Here is a 24,513-nt window from a genome sequence, read left to right as displayed (position 1 = left end):
GCCGGCTAGACCGTCGGCAGCTTGTAGTCGGCGTACTCCTCGCGCAGCGTCTTCTTCGAGAACTTCCCGACGGAGGTCTTCGGCACCTCGTCGATGAAGACCACGTCGTCGGGCACCTGCCACTTGCCGAGGTTGTCGCCGAGGTAGCCGAGCAGCTCCTCCTTGGTCACCGACTCGCCCTCCTTGACGACCGCGAACGCCAGCGGCCGCTCTCCCCACTTCGGGTGCGGCACCGCGACGACGGCCGCCTCCGAGATGCTCGGGTGGCCCATGATCAGGTTCTCGATCGCGACGGTCGAGATCCACTCGCCACCGGACTTCACCAGGTCCTTGGTGCGGTCCACGATGCGTACGTAGCCCAGCGGCTCGATCGCCGCGATGTCACCCGTCCGCAGCCAGCCGTCGGGGGAGAAGGAGCCGGAGTCCTCGACCTTGTAGTAGCCCGAGGCGATCCATGGTCCGCGGGCCTCGAGCTCGCCGGTGGTCACGCCGTCCCAAGGGAGCTCGTCGGTGGTCCCGGGCTCCACGATGCGCAGCTCGACGCCGACGGCCGGGATGCCCGGCGACGTACGGTAGTCGGCCTTCTCCTCCTCGGAGAGGTCCGCGATCTCGGCGCGCTCGTTGAACACGCTGCCGAGCGGGGACATCTCGGTCATGCCCCAGGCCTGGGTGATCGGCAGCCCGATCGCCTCGCGCCAGGCCTCCGAGAGCGACTTCGGCACCGCCGAGCCGCCGCAGACGACCACACGCAGCGCGGAGAGGTCCGCGTCCTCGAGCAGCGGGACCATGCCCATCCAGATCGTCGGCACGCCGGCGGCGATCGTGACCTTCTCGCTCTCGAGCAGCGTGATGAGTCCGGCCGGCGAGAGGTCGGGGCCGGGCAGGATCATGTTGGCGCCGGCCAGCAGCGAGGAGTGGGCGAAGCCCCAGCCGTTGGCGTGGAAGAAGGGGACGACCGGCAGGACGCGGTCACGGTCGTTGGTACCGAACAGGGTGCCGGACAGCGAGGCCAGCGCATGCAGGTACTGCGAGCGGTGGGTGTAGACGACGCCCTTCGGGTTGCCGGTGGTGCCGGAGGTGTAGCAGATCCCGGCGGCGGTGCGCTCGTCGGTGACCCGGCCCTCGATCGCCCCCTCCTCGACCTCGGCCAGCAGCTGCTCGTAGGAGACGACCCGCGGGTCCTCGGGGAGCGGCGTCGGAGCCCCGTCGTCCATCACCACGACGTGCTTGAGCGTGGTCAGCTGCGGGAGCAGCGGCGCCAGCAGGCCGAGCAGCGATCGGTCCACGAAGACGGCCTCGTCCTCGGCGTGGTTGAACGTGTAGACGAGCTGCTCGGGGAAGTAGCGGATGTTGCCGGTGTGGAGCACCCGGCCGGTGCACGGGACCGAGTAGTAGAGCGCCAGGTGGCGCATGGTGTTCCACGAAAAGCTCGCCACTCGGCCGTCCTCGGAGATGCCGAGGTGGTCGAGGATGCCGGCCTGCTTGCGGACCTCGGTGGCGAGGTCCTGGTAGGTGTTGCGCTCGAGCCCGGTGGCGGTCTTGGTGACGATCTCCCGCGTCGGGAAGACGCGCTCGGCGCGCCGGATGATCGTCTCGATGGTCAGCGGTGCGTCCTGGATCAGTCCTTGCATGCTGCACATCGTGACCCAATGTGGCGCGGGTCACAACGAGTTCCTGCGAACTTCTTGACAGACGGTTCAGACCACGGCTTCGGAGGTGGTGAGAGCCAGCGCCGGGGTCGAGGCGGCGCGCGGCCACACCTCGGCGAGGATCTCGACGCCGCGCCGGACCAGGTCGGGACGTGGCGTGATCGCCAGCCGCAGGTGGCGCTCGTAGGCACCGTCCACGCCGAATCTCGGCCCGGCGGTGACCAGCAGGCCGTGCGGCCGGGCCGCGAGCGTGAGCTGGGAGCTCACCGGGGCGGGCAGGCCGACCCAGGCGGAGAGGCCGCCGTCGATGCGCGGCGGCAGCTCCCAGTCGGGCAGGTGCTCGCGCATCGCGTGGTAGAGCGCGGCCCGGCCGGCGGCGAGCTGGTCGGCGCGCTCCTGGAGGATCTCAGGCAGGTGCTCGAAGAGCAGGCTGGTGACCAGCTGCTCCCAGATCGGGGTGCCGAGGTCGGTCGCCGAGCGGCCGCTGGCGATCTGCGTCAGCAGCACCGGATCGGCGCGGATCCAGCCCACCCGCAGCCCGCCCCACAGCATCTTGCTCGCCGAGCCGATGTGGACGACCCGTGCCTGGTGCTCGCCGGCCATCGCCGCGAGCGGCGGGAAGGAGTGGTGGCGGTCGATGTCCAGCTCGGCGGTGGTGTCGTCGGCGACCACCAGGGTGTCCACCTTGGCCGCGGCGTGCAGCAGGCGGAGCCGGTCCTCGGTCGACATCGAGCGGGACGTCGGGTTGTGGAAGTCGGGCATGACGTACGCCATCACGGGGGTGGTGCGTGCGATCGCGGCCTCCATCGCGGGCATGTCCCAGCCGGCGTCGGTGGTCACCGGGCTGGTGATGATGCGGGCCCCGGCAAGGCTGAGGGCGTCGTACGCGTTGGGGTAGGACGGGCTCTCGGCGTAGGCCCGGTCGCCGCGGCTGATGACGGTGCGGGCGAGCAGGGCGATCGCGCTCTGGCCACCGGTGGTCACCATGATCTGGTCGGGGTCGGTCGCCAGGCCGCGGGCGGTGTAGCGGGCGGCGATCTGCTCGCGGAGCTCCTCGATGCCCCAGAGCGTGTAGCCGGGGCCGGTCATGTGCTCGCCGAGCCGCCGGGTCGCCTCGACGGCTGCCTCGGGGAGGCGTCGCGTCGCCGGGAGCGTGGCCCGGACCAGGTCGATCTCGCCACCCTCGGCGAAGGAGTCGGGCGCGGTCGGCGGGAGCTTCGTGGTCGTGCCGGACCCCTGCACGCTCAGCGCGTAGCCGTGCTCGCGCAGGCGGCGGTAGGCTGCGGTGATGGTGGTGCGGCTCAGCATCAGCCGCTCGGAGAGCTCGCGTTCGGAGGGCAGGCGGACGTCGGCGGAGAGCCGTCCGTCGATCAGGAGCAGCTGGATGCGTTCGGCGAGGGTCTCGTACGCCGGGCCGTCGCCCTGCCACTGACCGAGCAGGCCAGACAGAGCAGTGGCACCGATTCTTCCGCGAGGCATGAGGCCACCTTACGCCGATTGGCTCCTTTACCTTCGATTGGACCCGTGATTGGCTTGGCGATCGTGAAGGATCTCTCGCTGAAGTCGCTCTCGTGGTTGATAACTGGACTCTTCCTGTACGGCATCGCCGTCGCCATGCTCGTGCAGGCCTCGCTCGGGCTGGCGCCCTGGAACACCCTGGCGTCCGGTCTCGTCGAGCTCACCGGGATCTCGTTCGGGATGATGACCAACCTGATCGGGCTGGCCGTGCTGCTGGTCTGGATCCCGCTGCGCCAGAGGCCGGGCGTCGGCACGGTTCTCAACGTCCTGCTCGTCGGCACCTCGGCCGAGCTCGGGCTCTGGCTGATCCCACAGCCCTCGGCCCTGGTCGCCCAGATCGCGCTCTTCGGTGCGGGGCTGATCCTGCTGGCTGCGGCGACCGGCATCTACATCGCGCCCGGCCTCGGCCCCGGACCACGCGACGGCCTGATGACCGGCCTCCACCAGCGCACCGGAGCCCCGGTCTGGCTCTGCCGCGCGGGCGTCGAGATCACCGTGCTCGCGATCGGCTGGATGCTCGGCGGGATGGTCGGCCTCGGCACCGTCGCCGAGGCGATGCTCATCGGCCCGCTGGTGCACCGCACCCTGCCGTTCTTCAGAGCGATGTACGCCGGGCCGCAGCCGCTCGCCGAGCCGGTCGTGGCGCCGGCGCCGCCGTCATGCTGAGCCGCTCTTCTCCGAGCGCATTGCGTCGAGGGCGGTGTCGAAGTAGTCGATCAGCGACGCCTTGCCCCCGTCGTGGGTCCATGCCTCGCCGGCGATGTCGAGACAGGTGATGACGCAGCCGACGATCGCCTTCGCGCGCAGCACTGCGCGCGGGCCGTCGCCAAGGCGACGTTCGACCTGCGGCACGAGACTGTCGTACCAGCGCAGGTGCTTCTCGTAGCTGCGCGCTCGGAGCGACGGCGTCTCGTACACCATCTGGGAGATCGCGAGCAGCCGCGCCTCGTCGGGCTCGGTCTTCAGGGCGGTCGCGAGGGCGCCGCGAAGGACGGTCCAGGGATCCTCCCCTCGAAGCAGCCCCTGGACTACCGCAGTCAGACCGTGCTGATCACCGGTGCCAGCGCCGGCATCGGTGCGGAGTTCGCTCGTCGGCTCGCCTCTCGGGGTAGCGACCTCGTCCTCGTCGCCCGGCGGGCCGACCGTCTCGACGCGTTGGCGTCGCAGCTGCGCGCGGCCCACGGCGTCGCCGTGACCACGCTGCCCATGGACCTCGCCCTGCCGGGTGTCGGCCAGCGGTTGCGCAGCGGCCTCGGCGACGCGGGCGTCGAGGTGACGGCCGTGGTGAACAACGCAGGCTTCGCGAACAGCGGTCTGTTCCACACGGAGGACCTGGCCGACCTCCAGAAGGAGATCGCGCTCGACGTCTCGAGCGTGGTCGAGATCAGCCACGCCTTCCTGCCGTCGCTCCGAGGGCAGGAAGGCGGCTTTCTGGCCAACGTCGCCAGCATGGCGGCCTACCAGGCCGGCCCGAGGATGGCCGTGTACGGAGCGTGCAAGGCGTTCGTGCTCAGCTTCACCGAGGCGCTCTGGTACGAAGCGCGCGACACCGACCTGCGCGTGCTCGCCCTGTCGCCGGGTGCGACGGAGACCGAGTTCTTCGACATCGTGGGCGACGCCGCCGACGGTGGCTCCCGTCGGATGGCTGCGAGCGACGTCGTGCGCACGGCGCTGTCCGCGCTCGACCGCCGCAACCCGCCGCCCTCGGTGATCGCAGGTCGATCGAACCGCCTCGCGGCAACGCTCGGCCGGCTCGTCGGGCGACGTCGATCCGTCGAGGTGGTGGGCGGGATGATGACCCGTGCCCACGCCGCCGCCTGATGGCGGTCGTCTGCGGACGGTGAAGAAATCGATGACATTGCGAAATACGGGCGACGCCCTCATAAAGAGGACTCGCTGCGGTTACCTATGTATCGCCGACGCGCAATCAAGGTGACTGGCTTTCTCGGCCGTCTCGGTCTTCGGGCCGGGAACGACCAGGAGTTTGACACCAGGAGCGCGCCGTCGGCACCGCGGCTTCGGTGATCCGGAGTCGCGGTCCAGACGAGAGCTGCTCGGGCGGCGAGCGCGCCAAGCCCTGGTTGATGGGTGAGATCGGAGCGTCTTGGTCCACGGGGCCGAGGCGTTCTTCTCGTGGTGGGCCCGAAATGCGCCCCTCCGGGGGCTCGGAAGCGGCGCTGGCTAGCGACACGCGGGGCTGCGCAGACACCTGGCCAGGTAATTTTTTCTTGCGCCCCCGACAGGATTCGAACCTGTGACCGTCGGATTAGAAGGCCGATGCTCTATCCAGCTGAGCTACGGAGGCGTGACCCACGAGAGCGCCTCGTGCGGAGGGGTTTGCGCAGGCCGCGCCCGATCTTACCGGTGCCCGTATCCCTTGTGTGCATCGGAAACCGAAACGCTGGCCGGAGTGTTACCAAGGTGTGGGGGGTATTTGGGCGCACTGTCCCCGCACTGTCGACCTGGGTGTCCAGTTGTCGGACCACGAGGGTTCGAGACTGGGAAGGATCATCGGTAAGGTCCCCGGACATGACTATGGAGTCCATGTGCACCTCGTGCGGTGCAGCCGTCACCGGTATGCGCTTCTGCACAGGTTGTGGGACCCCCGTCAGAAGCGCTCATCAGCCGCCGTCGCAGGGTGCACCGGAGCCGGTCGCACCGCCGCGGCTGCCGCAGCGGGGTGCCGAACCTGAGCAGGGTGGTCTGTCGTCGTTGCCGAGGCGCGGGCAAGCAGCCCCGTCCTCTGCGCCCGAGACCGACGAGGAGCCGGCACCGTTGCCGCTCGAGCAGGTCCGGCGTACGCCGGGGGCCTCGATGGCGCCCCAGCTGAGCATGACCGCGCCCAGCGGCGAGCAGCCGGCATTCGGCGGCGGGATGGCTCCGCCGCCGGCGGGTTCTGATGGTGGCGGCCTCTTCGGGCTGGCGGCGCGTACGCCGAAGTTCGAGCCCGAGCTCGCCTCCCAGTCGCAGTCGCTCTTCCTGCCCAAGCGCAGAAAGGTCGAGGAGGAGCTCGAGCCGACCGAGGACATGCCTCAGCCCGAGGCTGCCGAGCCTGCTTCGCAGCAGGGGCTGCCGACCATGCCGTCGGCCTTCGAGCGCGCCCCCGAGCCGCCGGCTCCCGAGCAGGCCGAGCCCGCGCCGCCCGCGCCGGTGCCGGAGCAGGCTCCTGAGCAGGCGTACGAGAGACCGCGCGAGCAGCAGGAGCCGCAGACCCCGGAGCCGATGGCCATGCCGCCGCTGCCCGAGCGCCCCACCGGCGCCAGCGCCCAGAGCGGGGAGCACCCGGGGTTCATCCAGCCCGCTCCGCAGATGGGTGCCCCCGCCGCGTCCGGCCCCGAGGCGACCCACGAGGCGATGCCGCCGGTGGACCGTCGTCAGCCGATGCCGCCTCAGCCCGAGCAGAGTCCGGAGCCGCGCCCCGACGAGACCCAGGTCGCGATGAGCCCCCGGTTCGACGCAGTCGAAGAGGCCACCGGCGGCACCCGACCGCGCGACGAGTTCGAGCAGTTCGCGCCGCCGCAGGAGCAGACCGGCGGCCGGCCCGACCATGGGCAGCCCGACCACGGCCAGCCCGAGCAGGCGCAGCAGCCGCCGACGTACGGTGACCCCTCCTACGCCCCGCTCGCGCCCCAGTTGGAGCCCGACCAGGCGCAGTGGTCGCCGTCCTACGAGCAGCCGCACGACCAGCAGCCGTACGACCAGCCCTACGACCAGCAGCCGTTCGACCAGGGCTACGACCAGGGGTTCGAGCCGCCCTACGGGCAGCCGCAGGACGGTTCGCAGGATCCGTACGGCCAGCAGGCCTACGGCGACCCCTACGCGCAGAACCCCTACAACGACGCGACCCTCGTCGGGCAGCCGCCGATCAGCGGTGGCCCCAGCACCCCCGCGCCGCCGCCGATGGCACCGCAGGGCTACGACCCCTACGCGAACTCCTTCGACGCCCGCTACGAGCCGCAGCGCGGTCAGGGCAAGAGTGTCGGTGGTCTCGACCTGAAGCGCTGGGGCCTGATCGTCCTGGTCGTGGCCGTCGTGGTCGCGATCATCGCCTTCATCATCGGGCTGGTGAACAACAGCGACGACGCCAGCGCGGAGACCGGCGGCACCCAGGGTGCGGTCACCACCGAGGGTGGCGCTGCGGCGGAGGCCAAGAAGATCGACGAGCTGATCAAGACCTCGGCCAAGGACAAGGCGGCCATCGGCGCCGCCCAGGCCGACCTCGAGGCGTGCGAGAACATCGACGAGGCGATCCAGACCTTCCAGGACGCCGCGGCGTCGCGCCAGAAGCTGGCGAAGAAGGTCACCAAGATCGACACCGCCGTCCTCCCGGGGTCGCGCAAGCTCGTCAAGAACCTCGAGTCCGCCTGGCTGACCGCCCAGAACGCCGACCTCGCCTTCGCGGCCTGGGGCGAGAAGCGCAAGGTCAACGGCAAGGGCGAGTGCGTCGGCGGCAAGCGCAAGCTGGAGAAGGCGACCACGCTCAGCCTCGCCAGCCACGAGCCGAAGAAGGCCGCGGCCAAGGCCTGGGGCCCGATCGCCGAGGAGTACGGACTCGACCCCGTCAAGTGGAAGAAGCTCTGAGCAGCTTCTGAGCTGAGCTCGGGCTCAGCGTGAACGGAGGTACGCCGCCATCGCTCGTTCGATGGCGGCGGCCGTCCTTTTCTGGAACTCGTCGGACTTCAGCAGGCGCGCGTCCTCGGCGTTGCGCATGTTGCCGGTCTCGAGCAGCACCTGCGGCACCGTGGTGAGGTTGAGACCGGCCAGGTCGTCGCGCTCCACGAAGCCGCCCTCGCCGAGGTAGGAGGCCAGCGGCATGCCGGTCTTCTCCATCTCGGTGCGCAGCATCCGCGCGTAGCGCCGCGAGGGCTGGACGACCTCGTCGTTGGTGCCCGAGGGCACCGGGATCAGCAGCGAGAAGCCGCGCTCGCTCTCGGCCGCGCCGTCGGCGTGGATGTCGATGGCGACGTCGGCCTTCGCGTCGTTGATCGTCTTGGCGCGCTTGTCGATGCAGGGACCGACGCCGTCGTTGCTGTCGCGGGTCATCACCACCTTCGCGCCCGCCTCCCGCAGGTCGGCGGCGAGCTTCGTGGCCACGGCCCAGGTGAAGTCGGTCTCCGGGTAGCCGTCGTTCGTCGCGGTGCCGGTCGTGTTGCACGGGCTCTGCGAGCGGCCGTTCCACACCGGCTCGTTGATCACCTCGGGGGCACCGGCGTTGCCGCCGTTGTGCCCGGGGTCGATGCCGATCACGGCGCCGTCGAAGACGTCGTCGGTCTGCTCGGACGCGGGCGCGGAGGGAGCCGACGGGGTGGACGAGGGAGATGCGGAGGCGGCCGGCGAGCCGGCGGGCTGCTGTCGCGGCGTACTGCCTGGGGTGCAGGCCGTCAGGGCCGAGGAGAGCGCGAGGCAGCCGGCCACGGCGGCCGCTGACCGAGGTATCTCGGCGAGCAGTCGCTTCCTTCGTGGAGCTCCACGAAGGAAGCGGGACTCGACTGAGTCACCTCGGTCAGCATTCACGTCAGAGATCATTCACCTCAGAGATACTGGCCCATCCACGCCTCGACGTCGTCGGCGGTGCGCGGCAGACCCTTGGAGAGGTTCTTGGCCCCGTCGGCGGTGACGACGATGTCGTCCTCGATGCGGATGCCGATGCCGCGCAGCTCCTCGGGGACGAGCTTGTCCTCCTTCTGGAAGTAGAGGCCTGGCTCGACGGTGAGGACCATGCCCTCCTGCAGCGGCCCCTCGATGTAGGTCTCCTTCGAGGCGGAGGCGCAGTCGTGGACGTCGAGCCCGAGCATGTGGGAGACGCCGTGGAGGGTCCAGCGGGAGTAGGTCTTGTTGTCCTCGGAGAGCGCCTCGTCGACGGAGACGGGCAGCAGGCCCAGGTCGTCGAGGCCGTGGGCGAGGATCTCCATCGCGGCGAAGTGGCCGGCGCGGAAGGTCACACCCGGCCGGATCGCCTCGATGCCGGCCTGCTGCGCCTTGTAGACGAGCTCGTAGAGGTTGCGCTGCAGCGGGGTGAACGTGCCGGAGATCGGCAGGGTGCGGGTGATGTCGGCGGTGTAGAGGTTGTGGCCCTCGACGCCCATGTCGAGCAGCACCATCTCGCCGGGGACGATCGGGCCGTCGTTGTCGATCCAGTGGAGCGTGGTGGCGTGGGAGCCGCCGCCGACGATCGAGTCGTAGCCGAGGTCGTTGCCCTCCGCACGCGCGCGGCGGAAGAAGGTGCCCTCGATCCAGCGCTCGCCGTGCTTCAGCACCTGGTCCCACTCACGGACCGCGTCGGTGAAGCCGCGCACGGTGATGTCGCAGGCCTCCTGCAGCTCGCCGAGCTCCCACTCGTCCTTGACCAGTCGTAGCTCGGAGAGCGCCCGGGCGAACTCCTCGTCGCGGGTGCCGTCGGCGGGGGAGACCAGCTTGTCGACCTCGGCCGAGACGCCGCGGAGGAGCCGGGTCGGGGTGGTGCCGGAGAGGTCGGAGGCGAGCTGGTCGACGTGGCGTACCTCGATGCCGAGGGAGTCGGAGAGCTCCCGGGCGGAGGGCCGCGCACCGGCCCAGAGGGCGCCGTACTGGCGGTCGCGGAAGAACTCGTCGGTGTCGCGGCCGCTGCGCGGGCGGGCGTAGAGGACGGAGCTGCCGTCGGGCTCGATCACGACGACGGCGTCGGAGGTCTGGTTGCCGCTGAGGTGTACGTGGGCGGTGTCGGCGCGGAAGCGGTAGTCGGTGTCGTTGGCGCGGACCTTGTAGGTGCCGGCGGGCACCACCAGACGCTCACCCGGGAAGAGGCCGGCGATCCGCTCGCGGCGCGCCGCGGCCCACGGGGTGATCGGATGCTCGGGAACCTCGGCCTCGCGGTCGTCCCAGCCCTCTCGCATGAAGGTGGACCAGGCCTCGGGGACGCTCTGGTCGTGGCTCTCGGTGTGGTCGTCTGCAGGGGTCGGGGCACCGTTGTCCGTCATACGGGAATCGTACGCCGCGCCGTACCGGAGACGCTCATGAGTTCCCAGGCCACGGGGGTTGCGAGGGTGTCTCGATCGGTGTCTGGTCACACGTGCGGTGCGGTCGACCGATAGTCTGGCGCGCATGGGGGCGATCCCGAAGGATCCGACACGTAGCAACCGCACGTTCACCATCGTGGTGGGCGTGCTCGTCGTGCTGACCTCGTTGCCGGTCCTCGGCATCGTTCTGCTCAGCACCAGCGTGGTCGACGACCATCTCGCGCCGACCGGAGCGATCCTCGGTGTGCTCTTCGCGGCGATCCCGGTGGTGCCGCTGGTCTACGCGTTCCTCTGGCTCGATCGCTACGAGCCAGAGCCGAAGTCGCTGCTCGCCCTCGGGCTGGGCTGGGGCGCGTTCATCGCGGTCGCGGCGGCGCTGATCGTGCAGAGCCTGGGGGTGCTGCTGGCCGAGTGGAGCCAGCCGACCCAGCTCGCGATCGTCGCGCCGGTCACCGAGGAGGCGGCCAAGGGGCTGTTCCTCCTCGTGCTGCTGGTCTGGCGACGCCATCTGCTCGACGGCGTGCTCGACGGCATCGTCTACGCCGGCATGGTCGGCGTCGGCTTCGCCTTCACCGAGAACATCCTCTACCTCGGCGGCACCTACAACGGCACCCCCGGCGTGGGCGACGGCTCGGGCAACCTCGGCGACTTCACCCTCGTCTTCGTGATGCGCTGCCTGTTCAGCCCGTTCGCCCACCCGCTGTTCACCGCCTTCACCGGCATCGGCATCGGCGTCGCGGTGGTGACGCGCAAGCGCTGGCTGCAGTTCCTCGCGCCGCTGCTGGGCTACGCCGCCGCCGTGCTCACCCACGGCATCTGGAACGGATCGACGCTGCTCTTCGACGGGGCCGGCTTCCTGCTGGCCTACGTCGTGCTGATGGTGCCCGCGTTCGTCTCGATGGTGATCTTCGCGGTCTGGCGCCGGAAGTCCGAGCGGGTCGTGCTGACCCGTTCGCTGACCGACGCGGCCCAGCGCGGCCTCATCCCCTACACCGACATCGGCTGGGTGGTGGATCTGCGGCGCCGCGAGCAGGCCCGCAAGTTCGCCGCCACCCATGGAGGCGCTCAGGGGGTTGCGGCCATGCGTCAATACCAGCAGGCTGCGATCGAGCTCGGATACTTGCACTGGCGATACCTGCGCGGCAACCCGCCGCCAGACTTCGCCGCCCGGGGGAGGGCTTACGTTGACCGGATCAGTGAGGTACGTCCACACATCGCGTTCCCGAGCGGACAGGTGATGACCGGATGACAGAGGAACACGCACACGAGGACGCTCCGGAGCCCGAGCAGCTCGCGGAGGACGGGCCGAAGGCGTACGAGGCTCGGACGGCGGGCATGCTCGCCGAGAAGCCGACCACCGAGTTCGAGGTCGCCAGGGCCGAGATCGAGGCGGCCGGCGGCGAGAGCAACCGGATGGTGACCTCGCTCATCCAGCTCCACCAGGCGCTGACCGAGGTCACCCTGCCGCTGGACCTGCCGGGTGCCGACGAGCAGCGCGCCGCGCGGCAGAACATGGTCGAGCAGCTCGAGAACTACGTCATCCCGCGGATGATGACCATCGACGCGCCGCTTCTCGCAGTGGTCGGCGGCTCCACCGGAGCCGGCAAGTCGACGCTGGTGAACTCGCTGGTCGGCACCAAGGTGACCACGCCTGGGCTGCTGCGGCCGACGACCCGCTCGCCGGTGCTGGTGCACCACCCCGACGACGCCCGCTGGTTCGGGCAGGACCGTCTCCTGCCCGAGCTCGAGCGCGTCGACCACCCGACCAACGACCCCGGCGCGCTGCAGCTGGTCGCGAGCGACCGGCTCCACCCGGGGCTGGCGATCCTGGACGCTCCCGACGTCGACTCGGTCGAGGAGGCCAACCGCGTCCTCGCGGCCGAGCTGCTCGCCGCGGCCGACCTGTGGGTCTTCGTCACCTCTGCCGCGCGCTACGCCGACCAGGTGCCGTGGGAGTTCCTGCAGCTGGCCGCGAACCGCTCCACCGCGGTGGCCGTCGTGCTCGACCGCACCCCGACCGAGGCCGTCCAGACCGTCGCCGGCCACCTGGCCCGGATGCTCGCCTCGCGCGGGCTCAAGGACTCCCCGCTCTTCATCGTCCACGAGGGCGATGTCTCCGAGCAGGGGCTGCTGCCCTCCGACCATGTCGCCGAGGTACGCGCCTGGCTGGACATGCTCGCCGACGACGCCACCGCTCGCCACCAGGTCGTCACCCAGACGCTCGACGGCGCCGTGCGGGCGCTGACCCTCGAGGTCCACCCGATCGCCGACACCGCGGACGGTCAGGGAGAGGCCGCGCAGCGGCTGCGTACGGATGCGGACATGGCCTACGACGACGCGCTCAAGTCGATCATGGCGGCCACCGCCGACGGCACCCTGCTGCGTGGCGAGGTGCTCGCGCGCTGGCAGGAGTTCGTCGGCACCGGCGAGATCCTCAAGGCGCTCGAGACCAAGGTCGGGATGATCCGCGACCGCATCCTCGGCTCGATCAAGGGCAAGCCCCAGCAGGCCGAACGGGTGACCGCGGCCGTGCAGGGCGGCCTGGAGATGCTGATCCTGGAGCAGTGCGAGGCCGCCGCCGAGAAGGCAGAGGCCTCCTGGCAGATGAGCCCGGCCGGGCGCGGTCTGCTCGCCACCGGACCTGCCGACCTCGGCCGGGCGTCGCGTGCGCTGCGGCCCAAGGCCGAGCGTGCGGTGCGCGACTGGCAGCAGGACGTGCTCGACATGGTGCGCAGCGAGGGCCAGGACAAGCGTACGACCGCGAAGTTCCTCTCCTACGGCGTCAACGGCCTCGGGGTCGCGCTGATGGTGGTGGTCTTCGCCTCGACCGGAGGCGCGCTGGTCGGCGCCGAGGTCGGCATCGCCGGCGGCACCCTCCTGATCGGCCAGAAGCTGCTGGAGGCGGTCTTCGGCGACCAGGCCGTACGCGGGCTGGCGGCCAAGGCGCGCAAGGCGCTGGAGGAACGCATCGTGGATCTCGTCGACGAGGAGCGTGCACGCTATACCGGACAGGTCGACGCGCTGCAGATCGACCAGGGTGCGCCGGAGCGACTGCGGCACGCCGCCCGCAAGGTCGGCGATGCTCGGTTCGCCAGCCAGCGCGGCGATGTCTGAGACTTGTCAGAGACTGAAGGGGGAGCCGTGAGCAGCCTGCTCGAAGGTGCGAAGAACCTGGTCAGCCGGGGTGGAGATCTCGGCGGCCGGCTGGACGGACTGAACGCCGCGACCGCGGCGGCGACCGGGAGACTCGACGACGGGCTCGTCGAGGAGGCGCGCACCGTGGTCAACAAGGCCCAGGGACGCCTCAAGCTCTCCGCCGACCACACGGTCGTCGGCGTCGCCGGAGCCACCGGGTCGGGCAAGTCGTCCACCTTCAACGCGCTCACCGGGCTCGAGCTCTCCGCCGTCGGGGTCCGCCGGCCGACCACGTCGTGGGCGACCGCGTGCGTGTGGGGCTCGGAGGGCGCCCAGGAGCTGCTCGAGTGGCTCGGCATCCCCGAGCGTCACCAGACCACCCGCGACTCGATGCTCGACACCCGGCGTGAGGGCCACGAGCTCGACGGCGTGGTGCTGCTCGACCTGCCCGACCACGACTCCACCGAGGTCTCTCACCATCTCGAGGTCGACCGGCTCGTCGAGCTCGCCGACATGCTGGTGTGGGTGCTCGACCCGCAGAAGTACGCCGACGCCGCGATCCACGACCGCTACCTGCAGCCGCTGCGCACCCACTCGGAGATCATGGTCGTGGTGCTCAACCACATCGACCGCGTGCCCGAGGAGCGTCGCGAGTCGATGCTCGGTGACGTACGCCGGCTGCTGGATCAGGACGGCCTGCGCAACGTCCCCGTCATCCCGGTCTCGGCCAAGCTGGGCTGGGGGATCCCGCAGCTCAAGACCGAGATCGCCCAGCGGGCCGCGGCGAAGCGCGCCAACAAGTCGCGTCTCTCGGCCGACATCAAGACCGCTGCCGTGAAGCTCGCCAAGGCGTCGGGTGACGCCAAGCCGCGCTCGCTGGCCAAGCCCCGGGTGGAGGCGCTCGAGGACGCCATCGCCGAGGCCGCCGGGGTGCCGACCGTGGTCGACGCGGTCGAGCGGTCCGTACGCACCCGGGCGGGGGCCGCCACCGGCTGGCCGCTGGTCTCGTGGGTGTCCCGGCTGAAGCCGGACCCGCTCAAGCGGCTCCACCTGGCGCTGGGTGAGGAGGCGACCCAGCTGGCCGGGCGTGCCCGCACCTCGCTGCCGCAGACCACTGCCGTCGAGCGCGCGCGGGTCGACACCGAGGTGCGCCAGCTGGCCGACGAGGCCGGTGCCGGTCTCGCCTCGCCGTGGCGTGACGCGATCCGGCGGGCGTCGGTCTCGCGGATGGACGACCTCGCCGACCGGCTCGACGCCTCGGTCGGTGGCGTCGACCTCAACACCGAGCGGCTCCCGCTGTGGACCGGTCTGGTGAAGGCGCTGCAGTGGTTGCTGATCGTCGTCGCCGGTGTCGGCCTGGTGTGGTCGGTCGCGCTGCTCGCCTCGGGTGCGGGCTTCGGCGACGCGACGCCCACCGTGGGTGGTGTCGAGCTGCCGTACGTGCTGCTGCTCGGGGGTGTCGGGCTCGGCCTGGTGCTCTGGGGCGTCTGTCACCTGCTGGTGATCGGCACCGCGCGACGGCGGGCGCGGGTGGCCGATGCGCGGCTGCGTACGGCGGTCGCCGACGTCTCCCGGGAGCTCGTCGTCGACCCGATCGAGACCGAGCTGGCGGCCTACACCGCGCTGCGCCACGGGGTGGCCAAAGCGCTTCGCTGACCTCGTGGTGGGCCGATCACTGTCCACAGGCACGGTTCGATCCGGGGTTGTCCACAGACAGGCGTACGCCGCCCGAAACTGTCGGCGCTCACGCGCAGGGTTGTCTCCGAGGCCCGCACCAGGCGGGCGTGAACGTGAGGAGACAACGATGAACGACTCGACCATCACGCTGCGCGGCTACGTCGGCGCCGACCCCGTCGTGCGGAGCGTCGGCGACTCCTCGGTGGCGAACTTCCGGATGGCGTGCACTCCGCGGAAGTTCAACCGGGCCACCGGGGAGTGGAGCGACGGGGTGACGCAGTGGTTCACGGTGAGCGCCTGGCGACAGTTGGGGGAGAACGTGGGCCGCTCGCTGCGCAAGGGCGACCCGGTGGTCGTCCACGGCCGGCTGACCGCCCGCAGCTACGTCAACAAGGACGGTCTCGAGGTCAACACCTTCGAGGTCGAGGCGAACGTCGTCGGCCATGATCTCAACCGCGGGATGAGCAGCCTCTCGCGCAACCCGCGCTCGCTGGCCGCCGTCGCCGTCCCGCCGCCCGAGCACGGTGACGAGGAGCCGCAGCATGACCCGATCTCCGACTGGCGCGCGCCGGGTGCCGACCCGTGGGAACAGAAGCAGACGAGCGCCGAGGAGACCGCTCCGGCGGAGGAGACGGAGGCCTCCGCGGCGGCCTGAGGTGAGCAGGGCGCGGGCCGGGCCTCCGGGCGTGGTGCGCCGGTTGTACCGGCGCGCCCATCCCTCATTAGGGTGGGACCTATGGCCGACTACATCCTCTCCCTGCGCAATGTGCGCAAGGCCCACGGCGACAAGGTCGTCCTCGACAACGTCACCCTCTCGTTCCTGCACGGTGCCAAGATCGGCGTCGTCGGTCCGAACGGGATGGGTAAGTCCTCGCTGCTCAAGCTGATGGCGGGGCTCGACCAGCCCAACAACGGCGACATCGTCCGCGACCAGGACGCGACGGTCGGCATGCTTCAGCAGGAGCCGCCGCTGTCCGAGGGCAAGACCGTCCTCGAGAACGTCGAAGAGGCGGTCAGCGAGATCAAGACGAAGATGAAGCGTCTCGAGGACGCCTACATGGAGATGGGCGACCCCGACGCCGACCAGGACGCCCTGATGGCGGAGACCGGCGAGCTCCAGACCTTCCTGGACAACGTCAACGCCTGGGACATCGACTCCAAGCTGGAGCAGGCGATGGACGCTCTGCGCTGCCCTCCGGGCGACGCGATCGTGGACAACCTCTCCGGTGGTGAGCGTCGCCGGGTCGCGCTGTGCAAGCTGCTGCTGCAGGAGCCCGACCTGCTGCTCCTCGACGAGCCCACCAACCACCTCGACGCTGAGTCGGTGCAGTGGCTGGAAGGTCACCTGAAGAACTACAAGGGCGCCGTCCTGGCCGTCACCCACGACCGCTACTTCCTCGACAACGTCGCCGAGTGGATCGCCGAGGTCGACCGCGGCTCCATCCACGGCTACGAGGGCAACTACTCCACCTACCTGGAGACCAAGAAGGAGCGTCTCAAGGTCGAGGGCCTCAAGGACGCCAAGCGCGCCAAGATGCTCGAGAAGGAGCTGGAGTGGGTCCGCTCCAACGCCAAGGCCCGCCAGACCAAGTCGAAGTCGCGTCTGGCCCGCTACGAGGAGCTCGCCGCTGAGGCCGACAAGGCCCGCAAGATCGACACCGCCGACATCAACATCCCGCCGGGCCCGCGCCTGGGCGACGTGGTGATGGAGGCCAAGGGCCTGACCAAGGGCTTCGAGGACCGCACCCTGTGGGACAACATCTCCTTCTCGCTCCCGCGTGCCGGCATCGTCGGCATCGTCGGTCCGAACGGTGTGGGTAAGACGACCCTGTTCCGGATGATCACCGGCTCCGAGACGCCCGACGCGGGCGAGCTCAACGTCGGCCAGACGGTGAAGATCTCCTACGTCGACCAGAGCCGTGGCGGCATCGACCCCAACAAGAACGTCTGGGAGGTCGTCTCTGACGGTCTGGACTTCATCAAGGTCGCCAACTTCGAGATGAACTCGCGGGCCTACGTCGCCTCCTTCGGCTTCAAGGGTCCCGACCAGCAGAAGAAGGCCGGCGTGCTCTCCGGTGGTGAGCGCAACCGCCTCAACCTCGCGCTCACCCTGAAGCAGGGCGGCAACATGCTGCTGCTCGACGAGCCGACCAACGACCTGGACGTGGAGACGCTCTCCTCGCTCGAGGACGCGCTGCTCGACTTCCCCGGCTGCGCCGTGGTCACCTCTCACGACCGGTGGTTCCTCGACCGCGTCGCCACCCACATCCTCGCCTGGGAGGGCACCGAGGAGAACGAGGGCGAGTGGTTCTGGTTCGAGGGCAACTTCGAGTCCTACGAGGCCAACAAGATCGAGCGCCTCGGCCCGGAGGCCGCCCGCCCCCACCGCGTCACCCACCGTCGCCTCACCCGCGACTGATCACCCTCTTCGCCGACTCGGCGCGTCTGCCCCAGTCAGACGCGCCGAGTCGGCGCATCTGCCCCAGCCAGGGCCGCCGAGTCGGCGCATCTGTCACAGAGAAGCGGGCTCCTGGGGCTCCGGCGGACGTACGCCGTTCACCGCAGGCGGGATCCGGCGCTCGAGCTGGATCGAACCGGCAGCGATCCCCACGCAGCCGAGCACCATCAACGCGATGAACATCGTCGACTGCCCGTGCTCGAGCAGGAAGCCGGCCAGGATCGGTCCGACGATCGCGCCGGTCTGGAACGAGGCCGAGTTGATCGCGTTGTAGCGCCCGCGCAGGTGATCGGGAGCCATCTCGTTGGTCAGCGCCGGGAACGCCGACTGCATGAGCGTCTCGCCGACGGCGAAGAAGATCCCCTGGAATGCGACCACGCCGACGATCGCCGCCACGGAGCCTGGGGCCAGCCCGGTCGCACCGAAGATCGACCAGGCGAAGGCCCAGATGAGCGCGGTGGCGATGAGCACTCGGGTACGCCTCTTGCCGCTGACCCGGTTCATCACCCAGAACTGGGCGAGCACGATGACCGCACAGTTCACCACGAACGCGAACCCGACGACCCGCGTCGAGACCTCGGAGATCTGCCGCGAGTAGGCCGGGAAGCCGCTCTCGAGCTGGCCGTAGCCGAGCGTCGCGAGGAGCACGCCGACGACCACCAGCCAGCCGACCTCCGGACGACGCAGGATGGTGGCGTAGGAAGCGGTCGCGTGCGGCTCGTCCGCCGAGGGGCGCGCGGCCCGGCCGTGGGTGTGGCGCAAGGGGCCGAGCAGGACGAGGACCGGGATGGTGAAGGTCGCTGCGTTGATGAGGAAGGCGAGAGTGAACGTCTCGGGCCGGGCCACGTCGACGAAGAGCCCGCCGATCACGCCGCCGACGCCGATGCCGAGGTTGATCAGGGCGAAGTTCACGCCGTAGTAACGCTGTCGCAGCTCGCCCTCGACCACGGAGGCGACCAGAGCGTTGGCAGCGGGCCAGGACACTCCGGCCTGGACGCCGAGGAGGCACAGAGCCACGGCAGCGAGCACCGGAGTCGCCGCGAACGCGAGCACGACGTCACCGATGATCGCGCAGACGAGACCTCCCAGGATCACCGGGCGAGCACCGAACCGGTCGATCAGCGAGCCCGCCGGACCGGTGACGACGAAGCCGACGATGGCGATCAGTCCCATCAGGGTGCCGGCGAGACCGAGGTCGAAGCCGCGTACCTCGTTCAGGTAGATGATCGTGAAGGGCAGCGTCATGCCGCGGCCGAGGAGCTGGATCGCGACCGTCGACAGGAGCCAGCGGCCCTCGCGCGGAAGGGCGGCTATGAAGTCTCGGAGACCGAGAGGGGGAGTCGACACCGTTCAATCTTCGCCTTTACCCAGAGGCGGTGGCGAATTGTTTTGCGGGCCGTCATCTGTCGTGCTCGGGCTTAGGTCCCAGGCGTGATCTGCCCTAGGTCCCAGGACTCGCAGGCCTCTCGTCCCGAACTCCGATCGAGCCCTCGCGAGATGCCTTCCGTGCCGTAATCGGGTGCCAGTGCAAAGATGTACACCGAGATCGGGCTAACGTAATGCCCTGTGGGTGATGAGACTCGGTGGCTGGACGAAGAGCAGCAGCGCTCGTGGCGTGCGCTGATGATGGGGATGACGCTGCTCGAGGATCGGCTCGACGCTGATCTGCGCGCGCAGTTCGACCTCTCGCTGCCGGAGTACGAGATCCTGGTACGCCTGTCCGAGAACGACGGCGCCATGCGGATGGCTCAGCTGGCCGACTCCCTGGCTCACTCGCGCTCGCGGGTCACCCATACGATCACCCGGATGGAGCGGGCCGGGCTGGTCGAGCGCCGCAACTCGCCCGAGGACGGCCGCGGCGTCGTCGCCATGCTGAGCGAGCAGGGTTTCGAGCTGCTCCGGCAGGCTGCCCACGTCCACGTCACCGGCGTACGCGACTACCTCATCGATCTGGTCAGCGAGGACGACTTCGCCGCCCTGGGTCGCGTGATGAACGCCGTCTCCGACCACCTCATCAGCGACCGCCCCGGCATCGAGATGCGCTGACGCGCCGACGCGGCGCCTTCAGCCGGGGCAGATGCGCCGACTCGGCGCTCTCACCCGGGGCAGATGCGCCGACTCGGCGCTCTCGCCCGGGGCAGATGCGCCGAGTCGGCGGGGAAACGGTCGGGTCAGATGCGCTCGAGGATCATCGCCATGCCCTGACCGCCGCCGACGCACATGGTGATCAGACCGGTGGTCTTGTCGTGCCAGTCGAGGCTGTTGAGCATGGTGTTCTGCAGGCGCGCGCCGGTCATGCCGAAGGGGTGACCGACGGCGATGGCGCCACCGTTGACGTTGAGGCGGTCGATGTCGATGCCGAGGTCCTGGTAGGACGGGATCACCTGGGCGGCGAAGGCCTCGTTGATCTCGACGAGGTCGATGTCGCCGATCGACATGCCGGCGTACTTCAGCGCGTTGCGGGTCGCCTCGACCGGACCGAGGCCCATGATCTCCGGCGAGAGGCCGGAGACGCCGGTGGAGACGATGCGGGCGAGCGGCTTGGCACCGAGCTCGGCGGCCTTGGTGTCCGACATGACCACGACGGCGGCGGCGCCGTCGTTGAGCGCGCAGCAGTTGCCGGCGGTGACGGTGCCGTCCTCGCGGAAGACCGGCTTGAGGCCGGAGATGGCCTCCAGGGTGACACCGGCACGCGGGCCGTCGTCGGCGGAGACGACCTCGCCCGACGGCGTGGTCACCGGGGTGATCTCGCGCGCCCAGAAGCCGTCGGCGATGGCCTTCTCGGCGAGGTTCTGGGAGCGTACGCCGAACTCGTCCATCTCCTGGCGCGAGATGCCGCGCGAGGTGGCGAGGTTCTCCGCGGTCTGGCCCATCGCGATGTAGACATCGGGAAGCAGGCCGTCCTCGCGCGGGTCGTGCCACTTCTCGTTGGAGGCGGCGGTCGCGGCGGTGCGCGACTGGGCGTCGTCGAAGAGGTGGTTGACGGTGTCGGGCAGGTGGTCGGAGGTGCCCTTGGCGAAGCGGGAGACGGTCTCGACACCGGCCGAGACGATGATGTCGGCCTCGCCGGCCTTGATCGCGTGCAGCGCCATCCGCGAGGTCTGCACCGAGGAGGAGCAGTAGCGGGTGATGGTCGCGCCGGGCACCTTGTCCCAGCCGTTCAGCACCGAGACCACGCGGCCCATGTTGTTGCCGGACTCGCCGCCCGGCAGGCCGCAGCCCAGGAGCAGGTCGTCGATGTCGTTCGGGTCGAGACCCTCGACCTTCCCGACGGCCTCCTTGGTGATGAACGCCGCGAGGTCGTCGGGACGGAAGTCCTTCAGAGATCCCTTGTTGGCGCGCCCGATCGGGGTACGGGCGGCGGCGACGATGACTGCCTCAGGCATGAAGACTCCCGGTTACTGATGAGTAGGTAGGACTGTGCTCGACACCATACTCGCCCGGACCCGGCGATGAGACCAGACCCAGTGCCCAACGTCGTCTGGAAGGATCGCCCCGTGCGCCACCTCTATGAATGCCCGATGCGATGGGCCGACCTCGACATGCTCGGTCACGTCAACAACGTCGTCTACGTCGACTACCTCCAAGAGGCACGCGTGGACATGCTGCGCACCCACGCCCGCAGCCCGCAGACCCAGGGGCTCGCGGAGGGCGTCGTCGTGGCCAGCCACCAGGTGACGTACGTCGCTCCGCTGCTCTTCGACTTCAAGCCGGTCTACGTCGAGTCCTGGGTGACCGACATCCGGGCGGCGAGCTTCACGATGGCCTACGAGATCTTCCGCACCAAGCCCGACGGCTCCCGCAAGGTCTTCCTGCGGGCGAGCACCGTCCTGGCGCCGTACGTCTTCGCCACCGAGTCGCCGCGCCGGCTCAAGCCTGAGGAGAAGGCCAACCTCGAGCCCTACCTCGAGAAGGCCCCGTCGAAGCCGCTCGCCCTGGGCGAGCCGAAGCGGCTCGAGGACGGCCACTTCCCGCTCCACGTCCGCTTCTCCGATGTCGACGCTTACGGGCACGTGAACAACGTGAAGTACTTCGAGTACTTCCAGGAGTCGCGGCTGGCGCTGATGAAGCGGCTCAGCTCGAACGCCGACCTCGAGAAGTGGCCCTCGGTCGTGGTCGCGCAGACCGACGTGACCTATCACGCGCCAGTGCTGGCCCGCTCGGAGCCGTACGACGTGTGGAGCTACGTCTCGAGGCTCGGCACCAAGTCGATGACGATCGAGTCCGAGATCGCCGACGGCGACCTGCGGCTCGCCCGAGGGCAGGTCACGCTGGTCTTCTACGACCTCGAGTCAGGCAAGGCCGTCGAGCCCAGCCCCGAGGTGCGCTCGGCCGTCGAGGCCGTGCTCTAGCGGGTCTCAGCGCCAGCCGCGGCGGTCGCAGTCGCGGTCGTAGGGGTCGTAGCGGTGGTGTCGCCGACAGCTGTCGCGGTCGTCACGATCGGTGCGATCCTTGCCGCCGCGGTCGCCGTCGTCGCCACGGCTGTCGCGGGGGTCCTGGGCGCCGTAGCGGCCGCCAGGTCGCTCCTGCTCGCCCCAGCGCCACCCCTGCTGGGCCGCGCCGACGTCGGGCTTGCCTTGCTGGCCGACAGGCCCACGGCCCTTGTTCGCCCGTGCGTTCCGCGCCCCGAGTGCCCGGCCGTCGACCGGAGTGTCCTTCTTCTTGCCGGCCGCCGCGGGCGGCGCGACCAGGTCGCGCGAGACGAGCTGGTCGTCGTCCGAGGCGCCCGGCGCCGGAGGCAGCGTCCCGACCGAGCCGTCCTCGTCGGCGGCGACCGGGCGCGGCGGCTCGGGCATGCTGGTGGAGAGGTCGGGGGAGTCGGCGAGCGGTGCGCTCGTCCCGGACGTCTGCGAGGCGGGCCGGCTGGACGGGTCCAGGTCGATCGAGTCAGGGCCGATGATGAGCAGCGCCATCGCGGTGATGGTGACGAGCGCAAGCCCCACTCCGACGATCGTCCGCTGAACTGCCCGCATGCGTCCTCCGAGATGGCAAGTGTCCGCAGATTGTTCTGCTTGAGGCCAGTAGCCTCTCAGCGCTTACGGCAGATGTCGAGGGTTGGGACCTTTGTCAGCGTTTCTCACCCGGAGAGGGCTCAGCTCGGGGTGTTGATCATGAAGTTCGCGGCGTGCTCGACGTACGCCCAGAACTGCGCGTCCTGCTCCGGGGTGAGCCCGGCTGCGTCCAGGCCCTCACGGAAGTGCTCGAGCCAGCGGTCGCGAGCCTCCGAGGTCACCTCGTACGGAGCGTGGCGCATCCGCAGGCGCGGGTGTCCGCGCTGCTCGGAGTAGGTCGTCGGGCCGCCCCAGTACTGAGCCAGGAAGAGGGTCAGTCGCTCCTGCGCCGGACCGAGGTCCTCCTCCGGGTACATCGGTCGCATCAGCTCGTCGGTCGCCACGCCCTCGTAGAACTTGGCCACGATCGTGCGGATGGTGTCCATCCCGCCGATCTCCTCATAGAACGTCACTCGGGCAATTGTTCCACGCGCCTGTGCACCCTGCGTACGCCACGGGGCCGTGGCAGGATCGTGACGTACGCACGCACTCGATCTTTGGGAGATAACGATGGCCACCACCCGCACTGCCACCACCGTCTGGGAGGGCACGCTCTTCGAGGGCGCCGGCAAGGTGACGCTGAACTCCTCGGGCCTGGGGACCTACGACGTCTCCTGGCCCGCTCGCACGGAGGAGCCGGGCGGCAAGACGAGCCCCGAGGAGCTCATCGCCGCGGCCCACTCGTCCTGCTTCTCGATGGCCTTCTCCAACGGCCTGGCCGACAACGGCACCCCGGCGACGAGCCTCGAGACCAGCGCGGAGGTCGAGTTCACCCCGGGCAAGGGCATCACCGGCATCAAGCTGACCACCCGCGGCGTGGTCGAGGGTCTCGACAACGACACCTTCGTCAGCCTCGCCGAGGCCGCCAAGGCGGGCTGCCCGGTCAGCCAGGCGCTCACCGGCACCACGATCACGCTCGACGCCGCCCTGGCCTGAGCATCACGGCCGGCCGGGGAGGATCAGGCGTTCGCCTTCTCCTCCTCGGCTGCGGCGGCCTTGTCCTCGCGGTGCCAGATGATCCGCTGGCCGAAGGGCATCTCGATGCCCTCGTAGTCGAGACGGGCCTTGATCCGCTGGCGCATCTCGCGCGCGATCGCCCACTGCTTCAGCGGCAGGGTCTTGATGAGCACCCGGACGGTGATGGAGTCGGCGGCCAGCGCCTCGACCCCGGTGACCTCGGGCTCCTCGATGATCTGACCCTTGAACTCGTCGTCGGTCCACAGGTCGTTGGAGACCTCGCGGAGCACGCGCTGCACCTTGCCGAGGTCCTCCTGGTAGCCGACGCCGACGTCGATGACGGCGCGGGCCCAGTTCTGGCTGTGGTTGCCGACGGTGAGGATCTCGCCGTTGGGGATGTACCAGACCGTGCCGTCGAGCGCGCGCAGCCGGGTGATCCGCAGCGTCACGGCCTCGACGGTGCCGCTGATGTTGTTGACCTCGATGCTGTCGCCGACGCCGTACTGGTCCTCGATGATCATGAAGATGCCGGACAGGTAGTCCCGCACCAGCGACTGAGCACCGAAACCGAGCGCCAGACCGACGATCCCGGCCGAGGCGATGATCGGGGCGATGTTGATGCCGAGCTCGGAGAGGATCATGGTGGCGAAGATCGCGACCAGGATGCCGGTGATCACGCTCTTGAGCAGCGAGCCGATCGCCTTGGCGCGCTGACTTCGCCGGGACGAGGCGGTGATGGCCTCATGGGTCTCGTGCATCTTGCTGATCTTGCTGGCGAGCGTGGGCGCCTCGACGGCGCGGACCACGACCTTGTCGATCACCCGGTGGAGCACCCAGCGGAGCACGAACGCCAGCAGGATCAGGCCGGCGATGCGCAGGGGGATGCCGATCACCCATTCGCCGAGCGTCGACCAGGAGACCGAGACGAGGGGAGGGTTCGGGGGAATGGACATGGGTTCCAGTATCCAAGGCGATCAAGCCGACCTGCCAATCCCCGGGTGGGCATCGGGTGTCGTCACGCTGACCAGGGGCAGAGGTGAGAACCAGCAGGTACGCCGGTTAGTATCTGCCCC

Annotated in this window: 21 protein-coding genes and 1 tRNA gene; 11 read left to right on the top strand and 11 right to left on the bottom strand. The window is 69.7% G+C overall.

The genetic code is table 11. The features are described from left to right. Nucleotides 1-5 precede the first annotated feature (5 nt). Nucleotides 6-1,631 carry a long-chain fatty acid--CoA ligase gene (locus IEY81_RS07110; RefSeq protein WP_189117763.1) on the bottom strand — a complete coding sequence of 542 codons (1,626 nt, stop codon included), beginning with the start codon at nucleotides 1,629-1,631 and terminating at the stop codon, nucleotides 6-8. A 66-nt stretch (nucleotides 1,632-1,697) separates the two neighbouring features. Continuing rightward, nucleotides 1,698-3,128 carry a MocR-like transcription factor YczR gene (gene yczR, locus IEY81_RS07105; RefSeq protein WP_189117762.1) on the bottom strand — a complete coding sequence of 477 codons (1,431 nt, stop codon included), beginning with the start codon at nucleotides 3,126-3,128 and terminating at the stop codon, nucleotides 1,698-1,700. A gap of 45 nt (nucleotides 3,129-3,173) precedes the next feature. Here yczR and yczE point away from each other — a divergent pair, with 45 nt between their 5' ends. Next, complete coding sequence (gene yczE / locus IEY81_RS07100; RefSeq protein WP_229787480.1) at nucleotides 3,174-3,833, top strand: membrane protein YczE; 660 nt, start codon at nucleotides 3,174-3,176, stop codon at nucleotides 3,831-3,833. Here the strand turns inward: yczE and IEY81_RS07095 are convergent. Continuing rightward, entirely contained in the window at nucleotides 3,825-4,349 is a 525-nt protein-coding gene (locus IEY81_RS07095) for an acyl-CoA-like ligand-binding transcription factor (protein ID WP_229787478.1), read from the bottom strand. The two genes, yczE and IEY81_RS07095, sit on opposite strands and share 9 nt — an antisense overlap. On the opposite strand from IEY81_RS07095, the gene IEY81_RS07090 reads away from it, so the two are divergent. Continuing rightward, a complete protein-coding gene (locus tag IEY81_RS07090) occupies nucleotides 4,239-4,988 on the top strand; it encodes an SDR family NAD(P)-dependent oxidoreductase (protein ID WP_229787515.1) in 750 nt (249 codons plus the stop codon). The genes IEY81_RS07095 and IEY81_RS07090 overlap by 111 nt on opposite strands. A 410-nt stretch (nucleotides 4,989-5,398) precedes the next feature. Here the strand turns inward: IEY81_RS07090 and IEY81_RS07085 are convergent. Next, nucleotides 5,399-5,472, bottom strand: a tRNA-Arg gene (locus IEY81_RS07085). Nucleotides 5,473-5,942: 470 nt separating this feature from the next. Here IEY81_RS07085 and IEY81_RS07080 point away from each other — a divergent pair. Further along, nucleotides 5,943-7,748, top strand: coding sequence for a hypothetical protein (locus tag IEY81_RS07080; protein ID WP_189117761.1), 1,806 nt, complete (start codon nucleotides 5,943-5,945; stop codon nucleotides 7,746-7,748). 24 nt (nucleotides 7,749-7,772) lie between these two features. Here the strand turns inward: IEY81_RS07080 and IEY81_RS07075 are convergent, their stop codons facing one another. Together IEY81_RS07075 and IEY81_RS07070 are read right to left on the bottom strand one after the other, a co-directional pair. After that, entirely contained in the window at nucleotides 7,773-8,582 is an 810-nt protein-coding gene (locus tag IEY81_RS07075; RefSeq protein WP_189117760.1) for an N-acetylmuramoyl-L-alanine amidase, read from the bottom strand. Nucleotides 8,583-8,698: 116 nt separating this feature from the next. Continuing rightward, nucleotides 8,699-10,123, bottom strand: a complete 1,425-nt coding sequence (locus IEY81_RS07070) for an aminopeptidase P family protein (protein ID WP_189117759.1) — start codon at nucleotides 10,121-10,123, stop codon at nucleotides 8,699-8,701. 124 nt (nucleotides 10,124-10,247) lie between these two features. Between IEY81_RS07070 and IEY81_RS07065 the strand changes: the two genes are divergently transcribed. The 5 genes from IEY81_RS07065 to ettA all read left to right on the top strand — a co-directional run bounded on the left by IEY81_RS07065 (nucleotide 10,248) and on the right by ettA (nucleotide 17,393). Next, nucleotides 10,248-11,411 (top strand): PrsW family intramembrane metalloprotease, encoded by a 1,164-nt coding sequence (locus tag IEY81_RS07065; RefSeq protein WP_189117758.1) that lies wholly within the window; start codon nucleotides 10,248-10,250, stop codon nucleotides 11,409-11,411. Next, nucleotides 11,408-13,276 carry a GTPase domain-containing protein gene (locus tag IEY81_RS07060; RefSeq protein WP_189117757.1) on the top strand — a complete coding sequence of 623 codons (1,869 nt, stop codon included), beginning with the start codon at nucleotides 11,408-11,410 and terminating at the stop codon, nucleotides 13,274-13,276. The genes IEY81_RS07065 and IEY81_RS07060 overlap by 4 nt, the downstream gene beginning before the upstream one ends. A gap of 27 nt (nucleotides 13,277-13,303) precedes the next feature. Further along, nucleotides 13,304-14,953, top strand: a complete 1,650-nt coding sequence (locus tag IEY81_RS07055) for a YfjP family GTPase (protein WP_189117756.1) — start codon at nucleotides 13,304-13,306, stop codon at nucleotides 14,951-14,953. Nucleotides 14,954-15,101: 148 nt separating this feature from the next. After that, nucleotides 15,102-15,629 carry a single-stranded DNA-binding protein gene (locus IEY81_RS07050; RefSeq protein ID WP_189117755.1) on the top strand — a complete coding sequence of 176 codons (528 nt, stop codon included), beginning with the start codon at nucleotides 15,102-15,104 and terminating at the stop codon, nucleotides 15,627-15,629. 81 nt (nucleotides 15,630-15,710) lie between these two features. Then, complete coding sequence (ettA, locus tag IEY81_RS07045; protein WP_189117754.1) at nucleotides 15,711-17,393, top strand: energy-dependent translational throttle protein EttA; 1,683 nt, start codon at nucleotides 15,711-15,713, stop codon at nucleotides 17,391-17,393. A 93-nt stretch (nucleotides 17,394-17,486) separates the two neighbouring features. Here ettA and IEY81_RS07040 read toward each other — a convergent pair whose 3' ends face one another. Then, complete coding sequence (locus IEY81_RS07040; protein WP_229787476.1) at nucleotides 17,487-18,779, bottom strand: MFS transporter; 1,293 nt, start codon at nucleotides 18,777-18,779, stop codon at nucleotides 17,487-17,489. A 219-nt stretch (nucleotides 18,780-18,998) separates the two neighbouring features. On the opposite strand from IEY81_RS07040, the gene IEY81_RS07035 reads away from it, so the two are divergent. Next, nucleotides 18,999-19,478, top strand: coding sequence for a MarR family winged helix-turn-helix transcriptional regulator (locus IEY81_RS07035; RefSeq protein ID WP_189117753.1), 480 nt, complete (start codon nucleotides 18,999-19,001; stop codon nucleotides 19,476-19,478). A 125-nt stretch (nucleotides 19,479-19,603) separates the two neighbouring features. Here the strand turns inward: IEY81_RS07035 and IEY81_RS07030 are convergent, their stop codons facing one another. Continuing rightward, nucleotides 19,604-20,818, bottom strand: coding sequence for an acetyl-CoA C-acetyltransferase (locus IEY81_RS07030; RefSeq protein WP_189117752.1), 1,215 nt, complete (start codon nucleotides 20,816-20,818; stop codon nucleotides 19,604-19,606). 111 nt (nucleotides 20,819-20,929) lie between these two features. On the opposite strand from IEY81_RS07030, the gene IEY81_RS07025 reads away from it, so the two are divergent. Continuing rightward, a complete protein-coding gene (locus IEY81_RS07025) occupies nucleotides 20,930-21,784 on the top strand; it encodes an acyl-CoA thioesterase (RefSeq protein ID WP_229787474.1) in 855 nt (284 codons plus the stop codon). Nucleotides 21,785-21,790: 6 nt separating this feature from the next. Here IEY81_RS07025 and IEY81_RS07020 read toward each other — a convergent pair whose 3' ends face one another. After that, on the bottom strand, nucleotides 21,791-22,405 hold the full coding sequence (locus IEY81_RS07020) for a hypothetical protein (RefSeq protein ID WP_194501165.1): 615 nt from the start codon (nucleotides 22,403-22,405) through the stop codon (nucleotides 21,791-21,793). A 119-nt stretch (nucleotides 22,406-22,524) separates the two neighbouring features. After that, nucleotides 22,525-22,896, bottom strand: a complete 372-nt coding sequence (locus tag IEY81_RS07015; protein WP_268244487.1) for a globin — start codon at nucleotides 22,894-22,896, stop codon at nucleotides 22,525-22,527. A gap of 97 nt (nucleotides 22,897-22,993) precedes the next feature. Between IEY81_RS07015 and IEY81_RS07010 the strand changes: the two genes are divergently transcribed. Further along, nucleotides 22,994-23,419: an OsmC family peroxiredoxin gene (locus IEY81_RS07010; RefSeq protein ID WP_189117750.1), complete on the top strand. Its 426-nt coding sequence runs from the start codon at nucleotides 22,994-22,996 to the stop codon at nucleotides 23,417-23,419. 23 nt (nucleotides 23,420-23,442) lie between these two features. Here IEY81_RS07010 and IEY81_RS07005 read toward each other — a convergent pair whose 3' ends face one another. Then, entirely contained in the window at nucleotides 23,443-24,393 is a 951-nt protein-coding gene (locus tag IEY81_RS07005; RefSeq protein WP_189117749.1) for a mechanosensitive ion channel family protein, read from the bottom strand. Nucleotides 24,394-24,513: the final 120 nt, after the last annotated feature.

Origin of the sequence: Nocardioides luteus (genome assembly GCF_014648595.1) — a bacterium.
GTDB classification, from domain to species: Bacteria; Actinomycetota; Actinomycetes; order Propionibacteriales; family Nocardioidaceae; genus Nocardioides; species Nocardioides luteus.
The sequence above is the reverse complement of the archived record's forward strand: the minus strand, read 5'-3'. Positions and strand labels throughout refer to the sequence as shown.